The organism is Actinophytocola oryzae (assembly GCF_004364325.1).
GTDB classification, from domain to species: domain Bacteria; phylum Actinomycetota; class Actinomycetes; order Mycobacteriales; family Pseudonocardiaceae; genus Actinophytocola; species Actinophytocola oryzae.
Map to the genome: position 1 here is coordinate 135,791 of NZ_SOCP01000015.1, position 16,497 is coordinate 152,287.

Genomic DNA, 16,497 nt, shown 5'->3' on the forward strand with positions numbered 1-16,497 from the left:
TGGAGGTCAAGGCCGAGAAACGCCGACCGGGTTCGCCATCGGCATCAGGCCCGAGTCCCACACGGCCGCCACCGACGGTGCGAGCACCTCGACCACCTCGTCGACCGGCAGCGACGACAGACCGCCCTGCCACGCGAGGGCGTCGGTCATGTCCTCCACCGAGTCGAGCACCGCCGAGCCCGCCGGGGTGAGGCCGTCCGAGAACAGCAGGTCCCGCTCGACGAGCGACTCGCGCGCCGCCGACCACTCCTGCGCCGACCAGCCCCGCACCTGCCGCATCGCCTCGGGGTCGAACCCGGTGCGCGCCAGCTGGAGGTGCATGCCGTCCAACCCGGACAGTCCGGCCGTCATGAGCGCGGCGATGTGCCCGTCGCCCCGGTGCTCCCGCAGCGTGGTCGCGACCTGCCACAACGCCGCGACCGGGTCCTCGGACAGCGGCAGCACCGCGTTGGCCGCGCCCAGCGGGCGTGCCGTCGCCGCCAGCCGCAGCGGCGAGAGCAACGCGACCGCCGACGCGCACGCCACCTCGGACACCCCGATCCCGCGCAGCACCTGGGCGGCCACCGACGAACGGGCGCTCAGGCAGGCCTCCACCGAGGAACGGGTCCACGCCGCGGGCAGCGCCTTGGCCACCATGCCCGGCTCGAACACACCGAACATCGCGACCACGCCTGGCGCGTCCACCGGCCCGAGCGGAGCGGCGCGGAACGCGAAGTAGGTGTCCCAGTAGCCGCGCAGCCCGATCGCCTTGCCCGCCTCGCGGACCTCGGGGGTGAAGTACTGGACCCCGTGGAGCGGTTCGAGGGTGGACCACAGTCGGCGCGCGGCGTGCATGACGGCATTCAATAGGATCACGGCCACGCCGGCCACCTCCAGCGGGGAGCGGAACTGTGACCACCCGGGGCTTCTTCTCGTCCTTCGAGAACACCGACCCGCCGCTGACCTGGACAGACACGACCGACCTCGACGGCAACGACGTGCCGAGAGCGGCGGGCGCGACCCTGAGCACCAGGGAAGGCGCCGGCCCCACCAGGCCCGCCACCGCCAAGCCGCGGGTGGGCTTCACGGGTGTGCAAGCCATGCGGTACGCGGGCAGCCACACCGCCGCAGGGCCGGGCAGCGTCACCAACAGGCTCTTCCTGCTCGAGGTGGCGATCACCGACGACACCGAGCTGTCCTACGTGATTCTCCCCGAGTCCACCGGCGACGACCTGCGCTTCCCCAGCACGTTCGTGGCACTCGACCTGGTGTTCTCCGACGGGACGAGCCTCAGCGACCTCGGCGCGCGCGACCAGCTCGGGTTCCCGCTCACCGCGCGCGGGCAGGGCGAGTCGAAGGCGCTCACCCCCGACCAGTGGAACCTGCGCAGGGTGCGGCTGGGCGCGGCGGCAGGCAGGACCGCGGTGCGCGCTGTCCTCACCTACGACAACCCGGACGGCCCGGCCCAGTTCGCGGGCTGGCTCGACGACGTCTCCATCGCCGAACGCCCCCTGCCCGAGGACAGGCGCCCGGTCGACCACGTGGTCACGACCCGAGGCACCGACTCCACCAGGGCGTACTCGCGCGGCAACACCATCCCCGCCACGGCCGTGCCGCACGGCTTCACGTTCTGGACCCCGGTCACCGACGCGGGCGCGCACGGCTGGCTCTACAGCTACCACCGCCGCAACACCGAGCAGAACCTGCCGGCGCTGGAGGCGTTGGCCGCGAGCCACCTGCCCAGCCCGTGGATGGGTGACCGGCAGACCTTCCAGGTGCTGCCCTCGGTCGCGCCGAAACGCCCGAGCACCAGGCGCCGCAGGCGACGGCTCACGTTTCGCCACGGCAACGAGCTGGCCCGCCCGCACCACTACCGGGTGCGGTTCACCAACGGTGTCGTCGCCGAGGTCGCGCCCGCCGACCACGCGGCGATCCTGCGGTTCGCGTTCCCCGGCGAGGACGCGAACCTCGTCCTGGACAACATCACCCGCCACGCCCGGCTCACCATCGACCCGGTCGCCGGCGTGGTAACGGGCTATTCGGACGTCCGGAGTGGACTGTCCGAGGGCGCGGGCAGGATGTTCTTCTACGCGACGTTCGACCGTGCCGTCACCGGCAGCGGCAGGCTGTGGCGGGGGCTGTCCCGCAAGGTGAGCGGCTACCTGAAGTTCGAGCCGGACGTCGACGGCCCGACCGTGGTCACCATGCGCGTGGGCACGTCGCTGATCAGCGTCGCGCAGGCGAAGAAGAACCTGTGGCTGGAGATCGCCGACGCCGACACGTTCGAGACGGTCCTGGGCCGGGCCGCCAACCAGTGGGACGAGGTCCTGTCCCGGGTCGAGGTCGAGGCGGCCACGGAGGACCAGCTCACGACCCTGTACTCCAACCTCTACCGGCTCTACCTCTACCCCAACAGCGGCCACGAGAACACCGGCACCGACGAGGTGCCCAACGTCGCCCACGCGAGCCCGGTGCTGCCGTCGGCCAGGAAGGACACCCCGACCCACACCGGCAAGGCCGTCGAGGCGGGCAGGATCTACGTCAACAACGGCTTCTGGGACACCTACCGCACGGTCTGGCCCGCCTACACCCTGCTCACCCCCAACCACGCGGGTGAGCTGGTCGACGGGTTCGTGCAGCAGTACCGCGAGGGCGGCTGGATCGCACGCTGGTCCTCCCCCGGCTACGCCGACCTGATGACCGGCACCAGCTCCGACGTCGCGTTCGCCGACGCCTACCGCAAGGGCGTGCGCGGCTTCGACGTCCGGTCCGCCTACGACGCGGCCGTCCGCAACGCGACCGTCACCCCCGACCGCGACGGCGTGGGCCGCAAGGGCCTCGACCGCTCGATCTTCCTCGGCTACACCCCCACCTCGACGGAGTACGGCCTGTCGTGGACGCTCGAAGGCTGCCTCAACGACTTCGCCATCGCGGGCCTCGCCAAGGAGTTCGGCGACACCGAGCTGCACGACTACCTGCTCGACCGGGCCATGAACTACGTCCACTCCTTCGACCCGGCCACCGGCTTCTTCCAGGGACGCAAGGACAACGGGCAGCTGCGCCACGCGCCGGACCGGTTCGACCCGCGCGCGTGGGGCGGTGACTTCGTCGAGACCAACGGCTGGAACACCGCGTTCAGCGTGCCGCACGACGGCGCCGGTCTCGCGAGCCTGCTCGGCGGGCGGGCGGCGCTGGCGGCCAAGCTCGACGAGTTCTTCGCCACCGCCGAGACCGGGCGCTCGCGTGGCGCGTACCGGCGCACCATCCACGAGATGACCGAGGCCCGCGACGTGCGGATGGGCCAGTACGGGCACAGCAACCAGCCCTCGCACCACATCATCTACATGTACGCCCACGCGGGTCAGGCCTGGCGGATCCAGGAGAAGGTCCGCGAGGTCATGTCGCGGCTCTACGCGGGCAGCGAGATCGGCCAGGGCTACTGCGGCGACGAGGACAACGGCGAGATGTCGGCGTGGTGGCTGTTCAGCGCGCTCGGGTTCTACCCGCTGCGGATGGGCAGCCCGGAGTACGTGATCGGCTCACCGCTGTTCCGCAGGGCGGTGGTGCGCATGGACAACGGCAACGAGCTGGTCGTCGACGCCCCCAACAACAGCCGGGAGAACGTCTACGTGCAGGGACTCACGGTCAACGGCACGCCGTGGGACCGGGTGTTCCTGCCACACGAGATGATCGCGGGCGGCGGCACCCTCTACTTCCGGATGGGGCCGCGACCGTCCACCTGGGGCTGCAACCCCGACGCGCTGCCCGCCTCGCTCACGCAGGACGGGGCGGTGCCGACGACCATGCGCGACATCACGTGCGCGGTCGACGGCCACGGCGAGGGCAGCGACGGCATCAACGTCGCCGCCCTGTTCGACGACACCAGCCGCACACAGGTCACCTTCCGCACACCGACGCCGTGGCTCGCCTACCGCCTGCCCGGCCAGGGCGCCGAGGTCCGGTACTACACGCTGACCTCCGGTGCACGCGGCGACGACCCGAGGTCCTGGACGCTGCGCGGCTCCGACGACGGCGCACAGTGGACGGTCGTGGACGAGCGGGTGGGCGAGAGCTTCCGCTGGCGCCGCCAGACCCGGCCGTTCTCGGTCTCCCGCCCCGGCACTTACCGCCAGTACCGGCTCGACGTCTCGGCGAGCGCGCGCGGCGAGGCCGTGTCGCTGAGCCAGGTGGAGCTGCTGGCGTGAAGGGAGAGGGCGCCTCCCCGGTGACCGGGAAGACGCCCTCTCGGAGAGATGTCAGCGGGTCTTCGAAGCCTCGTACTGCTTGGCCGCGGCACCCATGATCAGCGCCAGTGCGATGATCGGCATGATCAGGTACGCGAACCCGATCATCGCGCCCTGGATGATCCAGACGATGCTCAGCAGGATCTGCAGCGCACACGCGATGATCATGAGCTTGGAGCCCGTGCCCCCGAGTGCCTTGACCCCCGCCCAGATCAGCAGGCCGGCACCGACCAGGCCGACGATGGTCACGACCCACGCGATCGCCAGGCCGCCCTCGTCGACGTCGAACCCACCGACCGACTCGTTGGCGGCGCTGGTCACCGCGCCGAGGATCGTCATCACGAGGATCGTGGAGATCAACGTGATACCGGCCTGGACGAACGCCAGCACCGCGGCACCCGTGACCGAACCTGGACGGGCCACCGGACCCCCGCTGTACTCCGGCGGCGCGGAAGGCATACTCCCGAAGCCCTCGCCCTGGTTGAAGTTGCCGGGGGGCTGCTGCCCGTACGGCTGTGACATGTTTGTTTACCCCTCTCGCGCGGCTCAGTGTCCGCGACGTGACTGCAAGAACTGCGTGGTGTTCGAACCGAGCGCCATGACGAGACTGATCGTCGGCATGATCGCGAAGAAGATGGCGATGCCGATGATCACGCCCTTGCCCGCGTCGACGAGATCGGCGTCGATTCCCTCCGACTCGACGGCGGCGGCCTGGATGATCCAGTACACACAGACCGCCAGCTCGACGGCGGCCCCGGCGATGAGCAGCGCCCGACCCTTGCCGCCCATGATCTGCACACCGCCCGCGATCAGCAGCGCGGCGCCGACGAGCTGCGCGACCACGATGAGCCACCCCAGGGCCACGTCGCCGCCGTTGCTGGTGCCCTGGGCGACACCGATGAGCATGAGGATGGTCGGGATCAGCGTGATGCCTGCCTGCACGTAGCCGAGCACCGCGGCCGCCGTGATCGTGCCCGGCCGCGGGATCGGCCCTGAGCTGTACTCCGGCGGCGCGGCGGGCATGCTCCCGTACGGCGAGGCCTGCGGATAGCCCTGCGCCGGGGTCTGCGGATAGCCCTGCGGCTGGCCGTAGGCCGGGCTCTGGGGGTAACCCTGAGCAGGCTGTCCGTAGGGCGGGCTCTGCGGGTAACCCTGCGCCGGTTGTCCCTGGCCCGGCGTCTGCGGATACCCGCCCTGGGGGTACCCGCCCCCCTGCTGCCCAGGCTCCTGGCCGTATGGCTGTGTCATTACCACTCCTATGAACCCGCCGAGGCGGTGATGCTGAGTGCACAGATACTGGCACAGTCGTCAGGGTTTTCCCCGGTGTTTCACCCAGATCGTGACTGGGTTTTGCGTGACGGGAAGGCCAGGTCAGGCCGTGGTGCCCGGGTCGCCGCCCGGCACGGCGTCACCCGGACGGATTCCGTCCGCTTCGCTCGGCTGAGAACCGTCCTGAGAGTCCGCGGGTTTCGGCGCGGGCGGCACGATGCTCGCCAGCTCGCCCCCGTTGTCGTTCATCCGGAGCACGAACGGCCTCGTCTCGGTGTACTGCACGACCGAAACCGACGCCGGGTTGACCACGATCCGCTGGAACGTGTCGAGGTGCTGACCCAGCGCGTCGGCCAGGATCGCCTTCAGCACGTCACCGTGGCTGCACAGCAGCCACACCGCGGACGGACCGTGCTCCTCGGTGATCCGCGCGTCATGGGCCCGGACCGCGGCAACGGCCCTGGCCTGCACGTTCGCGAGCCCCTCACCGCCGGGGAACACCGCGGCCGACGGGTGCGCCTGCACCACCGACCACAGCTTCTCCTTGCCGAGCTCCTTGAGCTCCCGGTTCGTCCAGTCCCCGTAGTCGACCTCCGAGAGCGACGGCTCGGTCACCGGCGTCAGCCCCCGGGACGCCACGAGCGGGGCGATCGTCTGCTCACACCGCAGCATCGGTGAGCACACGACCGCGGCGACCGGCACCGCGGTGAGGCGCTCCACGAGACCCTCGGCCTGCTTGCGGCCGGTCTCGTCCAGCTCCACCCCTGGTGAACGGCCCGCGAGCCTGCCTGCGTTGTTCGCGGTCGAGCGTGCGTGCCTGAGTAATACGACGGTGGCCACAGCGTCAGACTATCCAGTGATCAAGGAGCGGGCCCGGCGTCGGGTGCCAGGGCGCCGATGCCGACGAGGACGAACAACGCGATGCCGAGCGCGATCCGGTAGAGGACGAACGGCATGTAACTGTGCGTGGAGATGTACTTCATCAGCCACGCGATCACCGCGTAGCCGACGACGAACGCCACCACCGTGCCCACGATCGTCGGCCCCCACGCCGGCGAGTCACTGCCCCCGATGTCGGTCAGCTTGTACAGACCCGACGCGAACACCGCGGGCACCGCCAGCAGGAACGCGTACTCCGTCGCCTCGTGGCGTTTGTAGCCGAGCAGCCGGCCCGCCGTGACGGTGCCACCCGACCGGGACACCCCGGGGATCAGCGCCAGAGCCTGCGCGAAACCGTAGACCAGACCGTGCGGCACGGTCAGGTGGTCCAGGTCGCGTTCCTTGCGGCCGACGAGGTCGGCGATGCCGAGGATGATGCCGAACACGATCAGCGTCGTCGCGATGAGGCGCAGGTCACGGAAGGCGTGCTCGATCTCGTCCTGGAACAGCAGTCCCAGCACCGCGATCGGGATCGTGCCGATGACGACCAGCCACGCCATCCGCGAGTCGGGGTTGTCGCTCCAGCCGCGCGGCCTGCGCAGCGACCGGAACCACGCCACCAGCAGACGCCCGATCTTCTTGCGGAAGTAGAGGATCACCGCGGTCTCGGTGCCCAGCTGGGTCACCGCCGTGAACGCGGCACCCGGGTCACCCCAGCCCGCGAAGGCCGCGCTGATCCGGATGTGCGCGCTTGACGAGATGGGGAGGAACTCGGTGAGGCCTTGTACGAGACCCAGAACAACGGCTTCGAGCCAGCTCAACTACCCACTCCCGCAAGCTCCAGAGCTTCCGCCGCGACCCGCAGGGCAGCGACACTGTGCTCAAGATCTTGCAGTACGGCGGAAACGGACAGAGTGGTGACCCCCGATTCGGCCAGGGCCTGCATCTTCTCCGCGATGCGCTCCTTGGGACCGAGCAGCGCCGTCGAGTCGAGGAAGCCCAGCGGCACCTTCGCGGCCGCCCCCGCGTAGTCCTTCGCCAGGTAGAGGTTCTGGATCTCGGCGGCCTCCTCCTCATAACCCATGCGGCAGGCGAGATTGTTGTAGAAGTTCTGGTCGCGGCTGCCCATGCCACCCACGTACAGCGCCGCGTAACCCCGAACCTGGTCGGCGGCCGCCTTCCAGTCGTCCGCCACCACGATCGGCGTGGTCGTCACCACGTCGAACCCCTCGAGAGTCCTCCCCGACTTCTCCCGGCCCTTGCGGATCAGCTCGAGCGACTCCGGGCCGTACTCCGGCGAGTAGAAGATCGCGAGCCACCCGTCGGCGATCTCACCGGTCAGCTCCAGGTTCTTCGGCCCGATCGACGCGAGGTAGATCGGGATCTCCTCACGGACCGGGTGCACGATCAGCTTCAGCGGCTTGCCCGGCCCGTCCGGCAGCGGCAGCGTGAAGTGGCTGCCCTGGTGGGAGACCCGCTCCCGGCGCAGCGCCTGCCGCACGATCTCCACGTACTCACGGGTACGCGCGAGCGGCTTGTCGAACTTGACCCCGTACCAGCCCTCCGACACCTGCGGCCCGGACACGCCCAGCCCCATCCTGAACCGGCCACCCGACAGCGTGTCCAGCGTCGCCGCGGTCATCGCCGCCATCGTCGGCTGACGCGCCGGGATCTGCAGGATCGCCGACCCCACGTCGATCCGCTCGGTCTGCGCCGCGACCCACGACAGCACGGTCGGCACGTCCGACCCGTACGCCTCCGCCGCCCACGCCACCGAGAAGCCGAGCCGGTCGGCCTCCTGCGCGAGCTTCAGGTTGTTCGCGTCGTTGCCGCCACCCCAGTACCCCAGGTTCAGTCCAAGTCGCATGACCGAACCCTACCGTTCAGTAGCATCGCCGTCGAACACCTCTCCGGTGTGCCTGCCTGCGGGAACGTGGCCGTGCCCGTACTCTTCGCCCGGTGGAGCAACGACACCTCGGCCGCAGCGGGTTGCGGGTGTCCAGGATCGGCCTGGGCACGATGAGCTGGGGCCAGGACACCGACGCCGACGAGGCGGCCAGCCAACTCGTGGCCTTCGCCGACCTCGGCGGCACCCTCGTCGACACCGCCGACGTCTACTCGGGCGGCGAGAGCGAGCGCATCCTGGGCAGCCTGCTCGACGACCTCGTGTCCCGCGACGAACTGGTGATCGCCACGAAAGCCGTCGCACGCCGCGACGACGGCCCCTTCGGCGGCGGCGCCTCCCGCGGCGCCCTGCTCCACTCCCTCGACTGCTCCCTGCGGCGCCTGTCCCTCGACCACGTCGACCTCTGGCAACTCCACGCCTGGGACACCGCCGTACCACTCGAGGAGACCCTCTCGGCCCTCGACGCCGCCGTCACCAGCGGCAAAGTCCGCTACGCAGGCGTGTCCAACTACGCGGGCTGGCAGCTCGCGACAGCCGCCACCCTCCAACGCGACAAACCGTCCGCACTGGTCAGCACCCAGGTCGAGTACTCACTGCTCGAACGCGGCATCGAACGCGAGGTCGGCCCCGCCGCCACCCACCACGGCCTCGGCCTGCTCGCCTGGGCACCACTCGGCCGCGGCGTACTGACCGGCAAGTACCGCGCGGCGACCCCAGCCGACTCCCGAGGCGCGTCCACCCACTTCGCCCCCTACGTCGACCACCACCGCACCGACCGCGCGGCCCGCATCGTGCAGGCCGTCGTCACCGCCGCCGACGGCCTGGCGACCTCACCGCTGTCCGTGGCACTCGCCTGGGTCCGCGACCGCCCAGGCGTCACGGCCGCGATCGTCGGCGCCCGAGACACCGGCCAGCTGCTCGGATCACTGGTGTCCGAGGAACTGACCCTGCCCGCCGCGATCCGCGCCGCCCTCGACGACGTCAGCGACATCGAGCTGGGCTACCCCGAACAGCGACTCGGCTAGCCGCCGAACCGCCACCGCCCGCGCCCGACCTCGTAGACCGTGTAACCAGCCTCCGTCCCCATCAGACGGGCGCCGACCGGGGCATGCGGCGTACCGAGGACGGGCACGTGGACCTCGGCGGTCGCACCGAACGGCACCTCGACCGTCACCACGATCGACGACCCGGCGATCACCCAGTCGACCGACGCCCGCCCCCTGACCGTCTCCACCGAGGTCGCGGCGCGCGTAACCCCCACCCGCGCGTCAGGACGGACCGTGAACCGCCCGTAACCCGCGTCGCCGGGCCGAAGACCCGCCACGTTCTCATACAGCCACTGCACCACGGTGCCGAAGAAGTAGTGGTCACGAGACCGCGAGTCCAACGGCCACATCTCCCACATCGTGTCCGCGCCGTTGTCGAACCAGTAACCCCACCCGGGACAGGTCCGCTGGGTGGCCACGGCGTGGGCGAGATCCGCGTGGCCGTACGCGGTGAGAACCGGCAGGAGCACACTCGTACCCAGCGCACCGGTGTTGAGATGGTTACCGCGCGCCCGGATGTCCGCGACAAGACCCTCGACCACGGTCCCCGTCGCGTCGCCGGGCACGAGCCCGAACGCGAGCGGGACGGCGTTGGAAGTCTGGCGGTACCCGGGATCCCGGTCCGTCCGGTACACGCCCTCCCGCAGGAAGGCCGCGTTGAGCGCGTCCCGAAGACCATCCGCCGCCACCCGGTACCGGCCGGCCACGTCCGTGTGACCGAGAAGATCACCCAGCTCGGCCGCGGCGGACAGGCCCCGGTGCAGGTAGGCGGTCGCGGTGAGCCGGGTGTCCTCCGGCGGGATCCCGTCCTCGTAACCCGGCGGCAACCAGTCCCCCAGCGCCGTGACCGCGAGCCCGTCCCGCAGCCGCGCGAGCTCCCAGTCCAGGTACCGCACCAGAACAGGCCAGTGCTCTGCCACGACCCGGTCATCCCCATACACGCGGTACATCTCCCGCAACACGAACGGGTACACCGTCGTCCACTCCGGTGACGGCGCCAACTGCTGATAGCCCCACCCACCGCTGGGCACGATCACCGGCAGCTGCCCGGCAGCGTTCTGGCTGTCGGCGACATCACCCAGCCACTTGGTGAAGAACCGCTGCATACCCAACGCGTACACCATCACCGGCGTGCCGAGCTGAGCGTCACCCGTCCACCCGTTCTTCTCATACATCGGCGTGTCGGTCGGAATACCGTGCAGGTTGTTGCGAACAGTCCGGCGCATGGCCCGTTCCAGCCGCTCGAAGAACGGCTCCGAGCAGCGGAACTCAGACGTGTCCGGCACCGCGCTGTGCACGACCCGCCCCTCGAGCACCGGCGGCTCCGCGAGCCCCGTGACCTGCACATACCGGAAACCCTTGTAGGAGAAGCGAGGCTCCCACGTCTCCCGGCCCGCGCCGGCGCACACGTACTCGTCGAGCTGGTGACGCCCCGGAACATGCTGGTTGTCCCCACGAACGGACCCGTCCGAGGCAAGCCGCTCGCCATACTGCAGCCGGACCCGCGTCCCCGCAGGCGCGGTGACGGTCAGCCGAACCCACCCCGCCATCGTCCGCCCCATGTCGACCACGAACCCGCCGGCCAGCGCTGTCACCCCGGTGGGAGTGACCGTCTCGGCCACCTCGATCGGCTCATGCTGCTGAGCCCTGACCCTCCCCCGCGGCGCGTCCATTTCGGCCGCGGCCACCCACGTTGGCGTCCACCTCGCGTCGTAGGTCTCCCCCGCGTAGACCGAGTCGAACACGGTCGCACTGTCCGACACCTCCCACCCCGCACCAGACCCGACGACCGTCCGCGACCCGTCGGGATGGGAGATCACGAGCTGGGCCAACAACCGAGGCTCACCGTGCCAGGGCGTCCGATGCCAGTTCCACACGTTCGGGCTCGTCAGACCGAAGAACCCGCGCCCCAGCGTCACCTGGATATCGTTGACACCACGGGAAAGCAGCCGTGTGACATCGTGCGTCGCATAGAGGACGGTGTCGTCGTAGTCGGTGAAACCCGGGTCGAGGACCTGCGTACCCACCCGACGACCGTTGACGACAGCGTCGTAGTACGCGAGCCCGGCGATGTAAAGCCTCGCCGACGCGACCGGCCTGTCCACCGAGAACTCACGCCGCAGCACCGGCGCGGGCCGCTCGACCAGAACCGACACCTGGCTCCCCCACGGACCACCGCCGTACGCCGCGAGGACGGCCACCCGTGCCCACGCACCGTCGTCGAACCCGGGCAGCTGCCACCCGGCCTGCTCGACGTCGCTCACCCGCCAGTCCCCGTCCGTCACCACCTCACGGCGGCTCCCGTCGTCGAACTCGACGAGCAGCCGGACGAGCAGCCCACCCGGGTTGACGCCCCCACTCCCCCGGTTCGTGGCGACAACGGCGAACGTCACCGACCCGCCTTCGACCCGAGCGGTGACCTCGGCGAACCGCGCGACCTTCCACCCGTCGACCTGCTCGGGCGCGTGTAACACCTGCTCCCCGCCGACATACAGGGTGAAGTCGTCATCGGCGGTGACAACGAGTGTCGCAGCCGTCACCCTCCCCGCCCGAAGCGTTGCCGTACAACGGAACCAACACGTGCCGGGAGGTGCCCCGCTGGGCGTGCCACCGGGCGCCCACACCCACGAGGCACCCTCGAACCCGGGCGGCTCCGCCACCGGCGCGGCACCGATCCACCGTGCCTGCCAGGCCGAGTCGAGGAAACCCGTCTCCCACCAGCCACCGGAACTCCAGGGAGAGACGCGACCCCGCTCGTCCCACACCCGGACTCGCCACTGATAGCGGGTGTGCGGTGCGAGCGCGGGGCCGCCGTAGGGGATGCCGAACGTCCGAGACGACACGACCTTCCCGGAGTCCCACAACCCGTCCACCCGCACCTGGTACGCGGACTGCCGCTCACCGCCACCACCGACCACCCACGACAGGCGAGGCGCCACGACATCCGTGCCCAGGAGCCGATCCGCGTACTCGACCGTGGTCCGCACGACCTCGGGATGGCCCGCAGTGCCGGGCGCGCCTCCAGGAATCGCCAACGCACCCGCCCCCACCGCCGACCTCTGCAGGAAGACCCGACGACTAACGCCCTCACCCATCGCAATTCCCTCCATCGGGCTCACGACAGCCGTATGAAACGTTTCATATAGCGTAGAGTGCCGGCCTGATCACGTTCAAGCCCCCGGGTGCCACTCCATCGTGCGGCGCCACCACCCACCAACAGACGGAAACACCACCGACGGCCCCGCACTCAGCCTTCGATACCCCGAGGACTTCCCGCCCGCCGCATCGCCGGCTGGCAACGACCTCGAATCCGGCAAGGACACATGTGTCCACCGTGATGCCGCCCCGACTATCGCGCGACTAACGAACGCACGGCGGCCGCACATCGCAGACGTCCGGCACCGCCGCCGGCCCGCACCACGCAGGACTGCAAATCGGCAGGCCAGCGCCAGCGACGGCACCCCTTCGTGCGCCTCGACAAGCGCTACCGCTCCCCCGCACCCCACCAAGAAGCGAGCCTCGACTGCCCTCTCCACGCAACGAGCGCCCCACCCAGCTATCCCTTCCCCAAGGTTTCCTTCAAGGTTTTTCTCCTCTCTGCGTATTGCCTGCTGGAGGCAGGCGTGCTCGCGCCGCCCACGCTCGGCGCAATAATCGGACATCTATATAGTTAGTAGTGGATTTTGAGTCGCAAGGTCGGGGGAGTGACAGCTGGAGCCAACGATCGTGGAAGGGACGCCGGGGACTTCTCGACCGCGTCCGTTACGGCCCGCTGACAGTCGGTAGTCGACCCCGCGTACCGGCACCCCGTAACGGGGGTTAGCGTCCAGTGCGTCTTTAGGGGATGCTGGACAGATGTCCCGCCGGCGCGGCATAAGCCCGGCGAGACCGGGTAACGCGCCGGAGGTCGATGTTGCGTCGCAAGGTTGCCGTGCTGCTGATGGTCTGCGCGGCGGTCGGCTCTGGCTGCAGTTCGAACGGGCCGAGCGACGAGCTGATGGTGACCGACAACCCGGTAGCGGCCACCGCGGCCACCTCACCACCGGCCGCCACCAAGCCCGCAGGCACGGTAAGTGCCCTGAACGGGACCGCCACCGCCGCCGCGTTCGACCCCGACAGCAACACCCTCGCGGTCGCCACCACGACCGACATACAGCTGTACCGCCTGAGCGGTGACACGCTGTCGCCGACGAAGACCGTCCAGCTCCAGTCCGAGTCCCTCACCGCGGACCAGGGCGCGTTCCTGGCCACCGGTAAGAACCAGGTGATCAGGCTCACCACCGACGGCAGCACGAGCCCGGCGACCGAGGAGTTCCGAGGCAAACCCGTCAGCGCCACGACATTCGAGGGCCGCACCCTGGTGGCCGTGAAGGACGAACGCGCGGTCGCGGTGGTCAAGGACGACCGCATCCAGAACATGATCACCGGCGACCTCATGAGCGCCGACCAGGTCCTGTCCACCGGCAAGGGCGCGGTCGTCCTGGACCGCCTGCGCAACGCGGTGTTCCAGCTGGACGTCCAGGCAGGCGACATCAAACAGGGCCTGCGAGCGGGCCTCGGCGCGACGAACGCCGTCACGGATCGCTACGGCAGGGTCCTCGTGACCGACACCCGAGGCGGTGCACTGCTCGCGTTCTCACTGGACCCGCTGCTGCTGCGGCAGAGCTACCCGGTGGCCGGCGCCCCGTACGCGATCGCGTACGACCGGGAACGCGACATCGCCTGGGTGACGTTGACCAAGACGAACGAAGTGGTCGGCTACGACGTGGCCGGCGAGCAGCCGAAGGAGAAGTACCGCTTCCCGACGGTGTCCCAGCCCAACACCGTCGCGGTGGACCCGACCAGCGGTCGCGTCATTGTCGCGTCCGGCACCGGAGATGGGATTCAGGTGATTTCGATATGAGCTCAGAGGTGGTCGACGGGGATTGGGAGTATCGGCCGCTGCGCCTTCCGCCGGGAGTTTCCCGCAGGTCAGCGGCCACGCAGCTCTCGATCCACGCCGAGTTCGCCGGGTGGGAGCTGTCCAACGTCCGGCTGTACTCCGACGGAAGCCGACGGGTGCTGCTCAAACGACGCCGCGCCCGCGGCCTCCTGCCGGGTCTGAGTACCTAGGCCCGCTCAGCCACCGTTCTGCACGGGAAGGTTCTCGACACCTTCCCAGACCGCTCGCGCCCCGGCGTCGCCGACACGGTAGACGTGTATCCCCGCACCGACCGCGACACCGACAGTGATCACCGCGAGCACGATCACGACCAGGACGGGAGCCTTCGCGGGCTCCGTCTCCCGCACGTCCTCGGCCCCGCCGGACCCGACCGCCACCTTGGTGGTCACCCGACGTGCGGCCATCGTGTGCACCACCATCAGCGCGCCGACCGCCACCGTCAGACCGGCAGCCCACCAGATCATCAGGTCACCGAGCGCCTCGTGCTTCTCGATAGCCGGGTTGTTCGGGTACCGCGCAGCCAGGTTCGCGCCACTGGTGGTCGTGAACGGCACGAGCAGGGTGCCGATCGCCGAGGCGCCCACCGCGAGCCAGCCGTAACGGCGACGCACCGCGGGCCACACGGCCGTGAGCACAGAGCCGACGACGGCGATCACGATCAGCACCACGGTGAAGTGCACCAACAGCGGGTGGACCGGGAGCCCGCCAATGAATTCGGGCACGAATGCCTCCGTCTGTGTTCGGATGTCGTTGTGGGCTGGTTACGCACCGCTAAGGCGAATGGTTCACCCGCAAGCACCACCCACACGCCGACCGAGGTGCAGTGCGCACGTTCGGGCAGCCCGGCGGCCTCCGAGCTGCCCGAACACGCGAGGTCAGCAGTGACGCAGGAACCGGTCAAGCACACGCGCCCCGAACCTGACGGCGTCGACAGGAACCCGCTCGTCGACCCCGTGGAACAGGGCGGTGAAGTCGAGATCGGGCGGCAGCCGCAACGGCGCGAACCCGAAACACCGGATCCCGAGCGTGTGGATCGCCTTGGCGTCGGTCCCACCACTGAGGACGTAGGGGATCGTCCGCGCGCCGGGGTCCTCGGCCTGCAAGGCGGCGGTCATAGCGGCGATGAGGTCCCCGTCGAAGGTGGTCTCGACGGCGGGCAGGTGCGTAACCCACTCCCGCTCGATGTCAGGCCCGAGCACGTCGTCAAGCTCCCGCTCGAAGGCCGCTTCACGCCCAGGAAGGACCCGACAGTCCACAACGGCCTCGGCAAGCGAGGGGATGACGTTGGCCTTGTAGCCGGCAGTGAGCATCGTAGGGTTAGCCGTATCACGCAGAGTGGCCCCCACAACGCGGGCAAAGGGCCCCAGCTTTGCCACGGCGCCAGGCAGGTTGTCCTCATCGAACTCGAGCCCCGTCAACTCGGTGACAGAGGTCAGAAACGAACGCACAGAGTCGGTAACGACAAGCGGAAACTCATGCGCCCCAAGCCGCGCGACGGCCGCAGCGAGCTTGGTCACGGCGTTGTCGTCGTGCAGCATCGACCCGTGCCCCGCCCTCCCCCGCGCCCGAAGCCGCATCCAGGCGATCCCTTTCTCGGCGATCTCGATCGTGTAAGCCCGAAGATCCTCCCCAAGGGTGACGGAGAACCCCCCAACCTCACCCACGGCCTCGGTAACCCCGTCAAACAGATCGGGCCGATGGTCGACAAGCCACTGGGACCCGAAAGCGCCCCCGGCTTCCTCGTCGGCGAGAAAGGCGAAGACAAGGTCCCGAGGCGGCACGATCCCGTCCCGCTTGAACCGCCGAGCCGTGGACAGGGTCATCCCGACCATGTCCTTCATGTCGACGGCGCCCCGGCCCCAGATGTACCCGTCCTGCACAGCGCCAGAGAAGGGATGAACAGACCACTCGGTAGGGTCAGCCGGCACCACGTCCAGGTGACCGTGCACAAGCAAGGCACCACGCGCCGTGTCCGCCCCCGACAATCGAGCGAAGACGTTCCCCCGCCCAGGTGCACCAGACTCCACGTAGGTGGTCTCGTACCCCACCTCCTCGAGCTTCGCGATCACATACTCGGCGGCAGCCCGCTCCCCCACGGTAGTTTCGGGTTCCCCAGTGTTGGTGGTATCGATCCGGATGAGCTCGCTAGTGAGCTCAACGGCCTCGTCCTGGGCCAGGTCAGTCAGCTCGGTCACGGCCCCTTCCTACCACTGCCCACCCCCCACGAGCCCA

At 69.5% G+C, this 16,497-nt stretch carries 13 protein-coding genes; 4 read left to right on the plus strand and 9 right to left on the minus strand.

Going from position 1 to position 16,497, the window contains the following annotated elements:
• Positions 1-6 precede the first annotated feature (6 nt).
• On the minus strand, positions 7-861 hold the full coding sequence (locus CLV71_RS33445) for an SCO6745 family protein (RefSeq protein ID WP_133906885.1): 855 nt from the start codon (positions 859-861) through the stop codon (positions 7-9).
• Positions 862-890: 29 nt separating this feature from the next.
• Between CLV71_RS33445 and CLV71_RS33450 the strand changes: the two genes are divergently transcribed.
• Positions 891-4,184, plus strand: a complete 3,294-nt coding sequence (locus CLV71_RS33450; RefSeq protein ID WP_208297873.1) for a GH92 family glycosyl hydrolase — start codon at positions 891-893, stop codon at positions 4,182-4,184.
• A 51-nt stretch (positions 4,185-4,235) separates the two neighbouring features.
• Here CLV71_RS33450 and CLV71_RS33455 read toward each other — a convergent pair whose 3' ends face one another.
• The 5 genes from CLV71_RS33455 to CLV71_RS33475 all read right to left on the minus strand — a co-directional run bounded on the left by CLV71_RS33455 (position 4,236) and on the right by CLV71_RS33475 (position 8,238).
• A complete protein-coding gene (locus CLV71_RS33455; RefSeq protein WP_133906886.1) occupies positions 4,236-4,745 on the minus strand; it encodes a hypothetical protein in 510 nt (169 codons plus the stop codon).
• Between the two features lie 24 nt (positions 4,746-4,769).
• Positions 4,770-5,471, minus strand: coding sequence for a hypothetical protein (locus tag CLV71_RS49630; protein WP_133906887.1), 702 nt, complete (start codon positions 5,469-5,471; stop codon positions 4,770-4,772).
• Positions 5,472-5,594: 123 nt separating this feature from the next.
• The gene (locus tag CLV71_RS33465) at positions 5,595-6,332 is read right to left on the minus strand and encodes a histidine phosphatase family protein (protein WP_133906888.1); all 738 of its coding nucleotides are present in this window, start codon (positions 6,330-6,332) and stop codon (positions 5,595-5,597) included.
• 20 nt (positions 6,333-6,352) lie between these two features.
• Positions 6,353-7,192: an undecaprenyl-diphosphate phosphatase gene (locus tag CLV71_RS33470; protein ID WP_133906889.1), complete on the minus strand. Its 840-nt coding sequence runs from the start codon at positions 7,190-7,192 to the stop codon at positions 6,353-6,355.
• Positions 7,189-8,238: an LLM class F420-dependent oxidoreductase gene (locus tag CLV71_RS33475; protein ID WP_133906890.1), complete on the minus strand. Its 1,050-nt coding sequence runs from the start codon at positions 8,236-8,238 to the stop codon at positions 7,189-7,191. Before CLV71_RS33475 ends, CLV71_RS33470 begins: the two co-directional genes overlap by 4 nt.
• Before the next feature lie 92 nt (positions 8,239-8,330).
• On the opposite strand from CLV71_RS33475, the gene CLV71_RS33480 reads away from it, so the two are divergent.
• On the plus strand, positions 8,331-9,302 hold the full coding sequence (locus CLV71_RS33480) for an aldo/keto reductase (RefSeq protein ID WP_133906891.1): 972 nt from the start codon (positions 8,331-8,333) through the stop codon (positions 9,300-9,302).
• On the opposite strand, the gene CLV71_RS33485 is transcribed toward CLV71_RS33480, so the two are convergent.
• Entirely contained in the window at positions 9,299-12,418 is a 3,120-nt protein-coding gene (locus CLV71_RS33485; protein WP_133906892.1) for an alpha-L-rhamnosidase, read from the minus strand. The genes CLV71_RS33480 and CLV71_RS33485 overlap by 4 nt on opposite strands.
• 815 nt (positions 12,419-13,233) lie before the next feature.
• On the opposite strand from CLV71_RS33485, the gene CLV71_RS33490 reads away from it, so the two are divergent.
• Positions 13,234-14,226 (plus strand): YncE family protein, encoded by a 993-nt coding sequence (locus CLV71_RS33490; protein WP_133906893.1) that lies wholly within the window; start codon positions 13,234-13,236, stop codon positions 14,224-14,226.
• Positions 14,223-14,435, plus strand: a complete 213-nt coding sequence (locus CLV71_RS33495; RefSeq protein WP_133906894.1) for a DUF5703 family protein — start codon at positions 14,223-14,225, stop codon at positions 14,433-14,435. The genes CLV71_RS33490 and CLV71_RS33495 overlap by 4 nt, the downstream gene beginning before the upstream one ends.
• A gap of 6 nt (positions 14,436-14,441) precedes the next feature.
• Here CLV71_RS33495 and CLV71_RS33500 read toward each other — a convergent pair whose 3' ends face one another.
• Entirely contained in the window at positions 14,442-14,987 is a 546-nt protein-coding gene (locus CLV71_RS33500; RefSeq protein WP_133906895.1) for a DUF2231 domain-containing protein, read from the minus strand.
• Positions 14,988-15,140: 153 nt separating this feature from the next.
• Entirely contained in the window at positions 15,141-16,460 is a 1,320-nt protein-coding gene (locus CLV71_RS33505; RefSeq protein ID WP_133906896.1) for a M20/M25/M40 family metallo-hydrolase, read from the minus strand.
• Positions 16,461-16,497 lie beyond the last annotated feature (37 nt).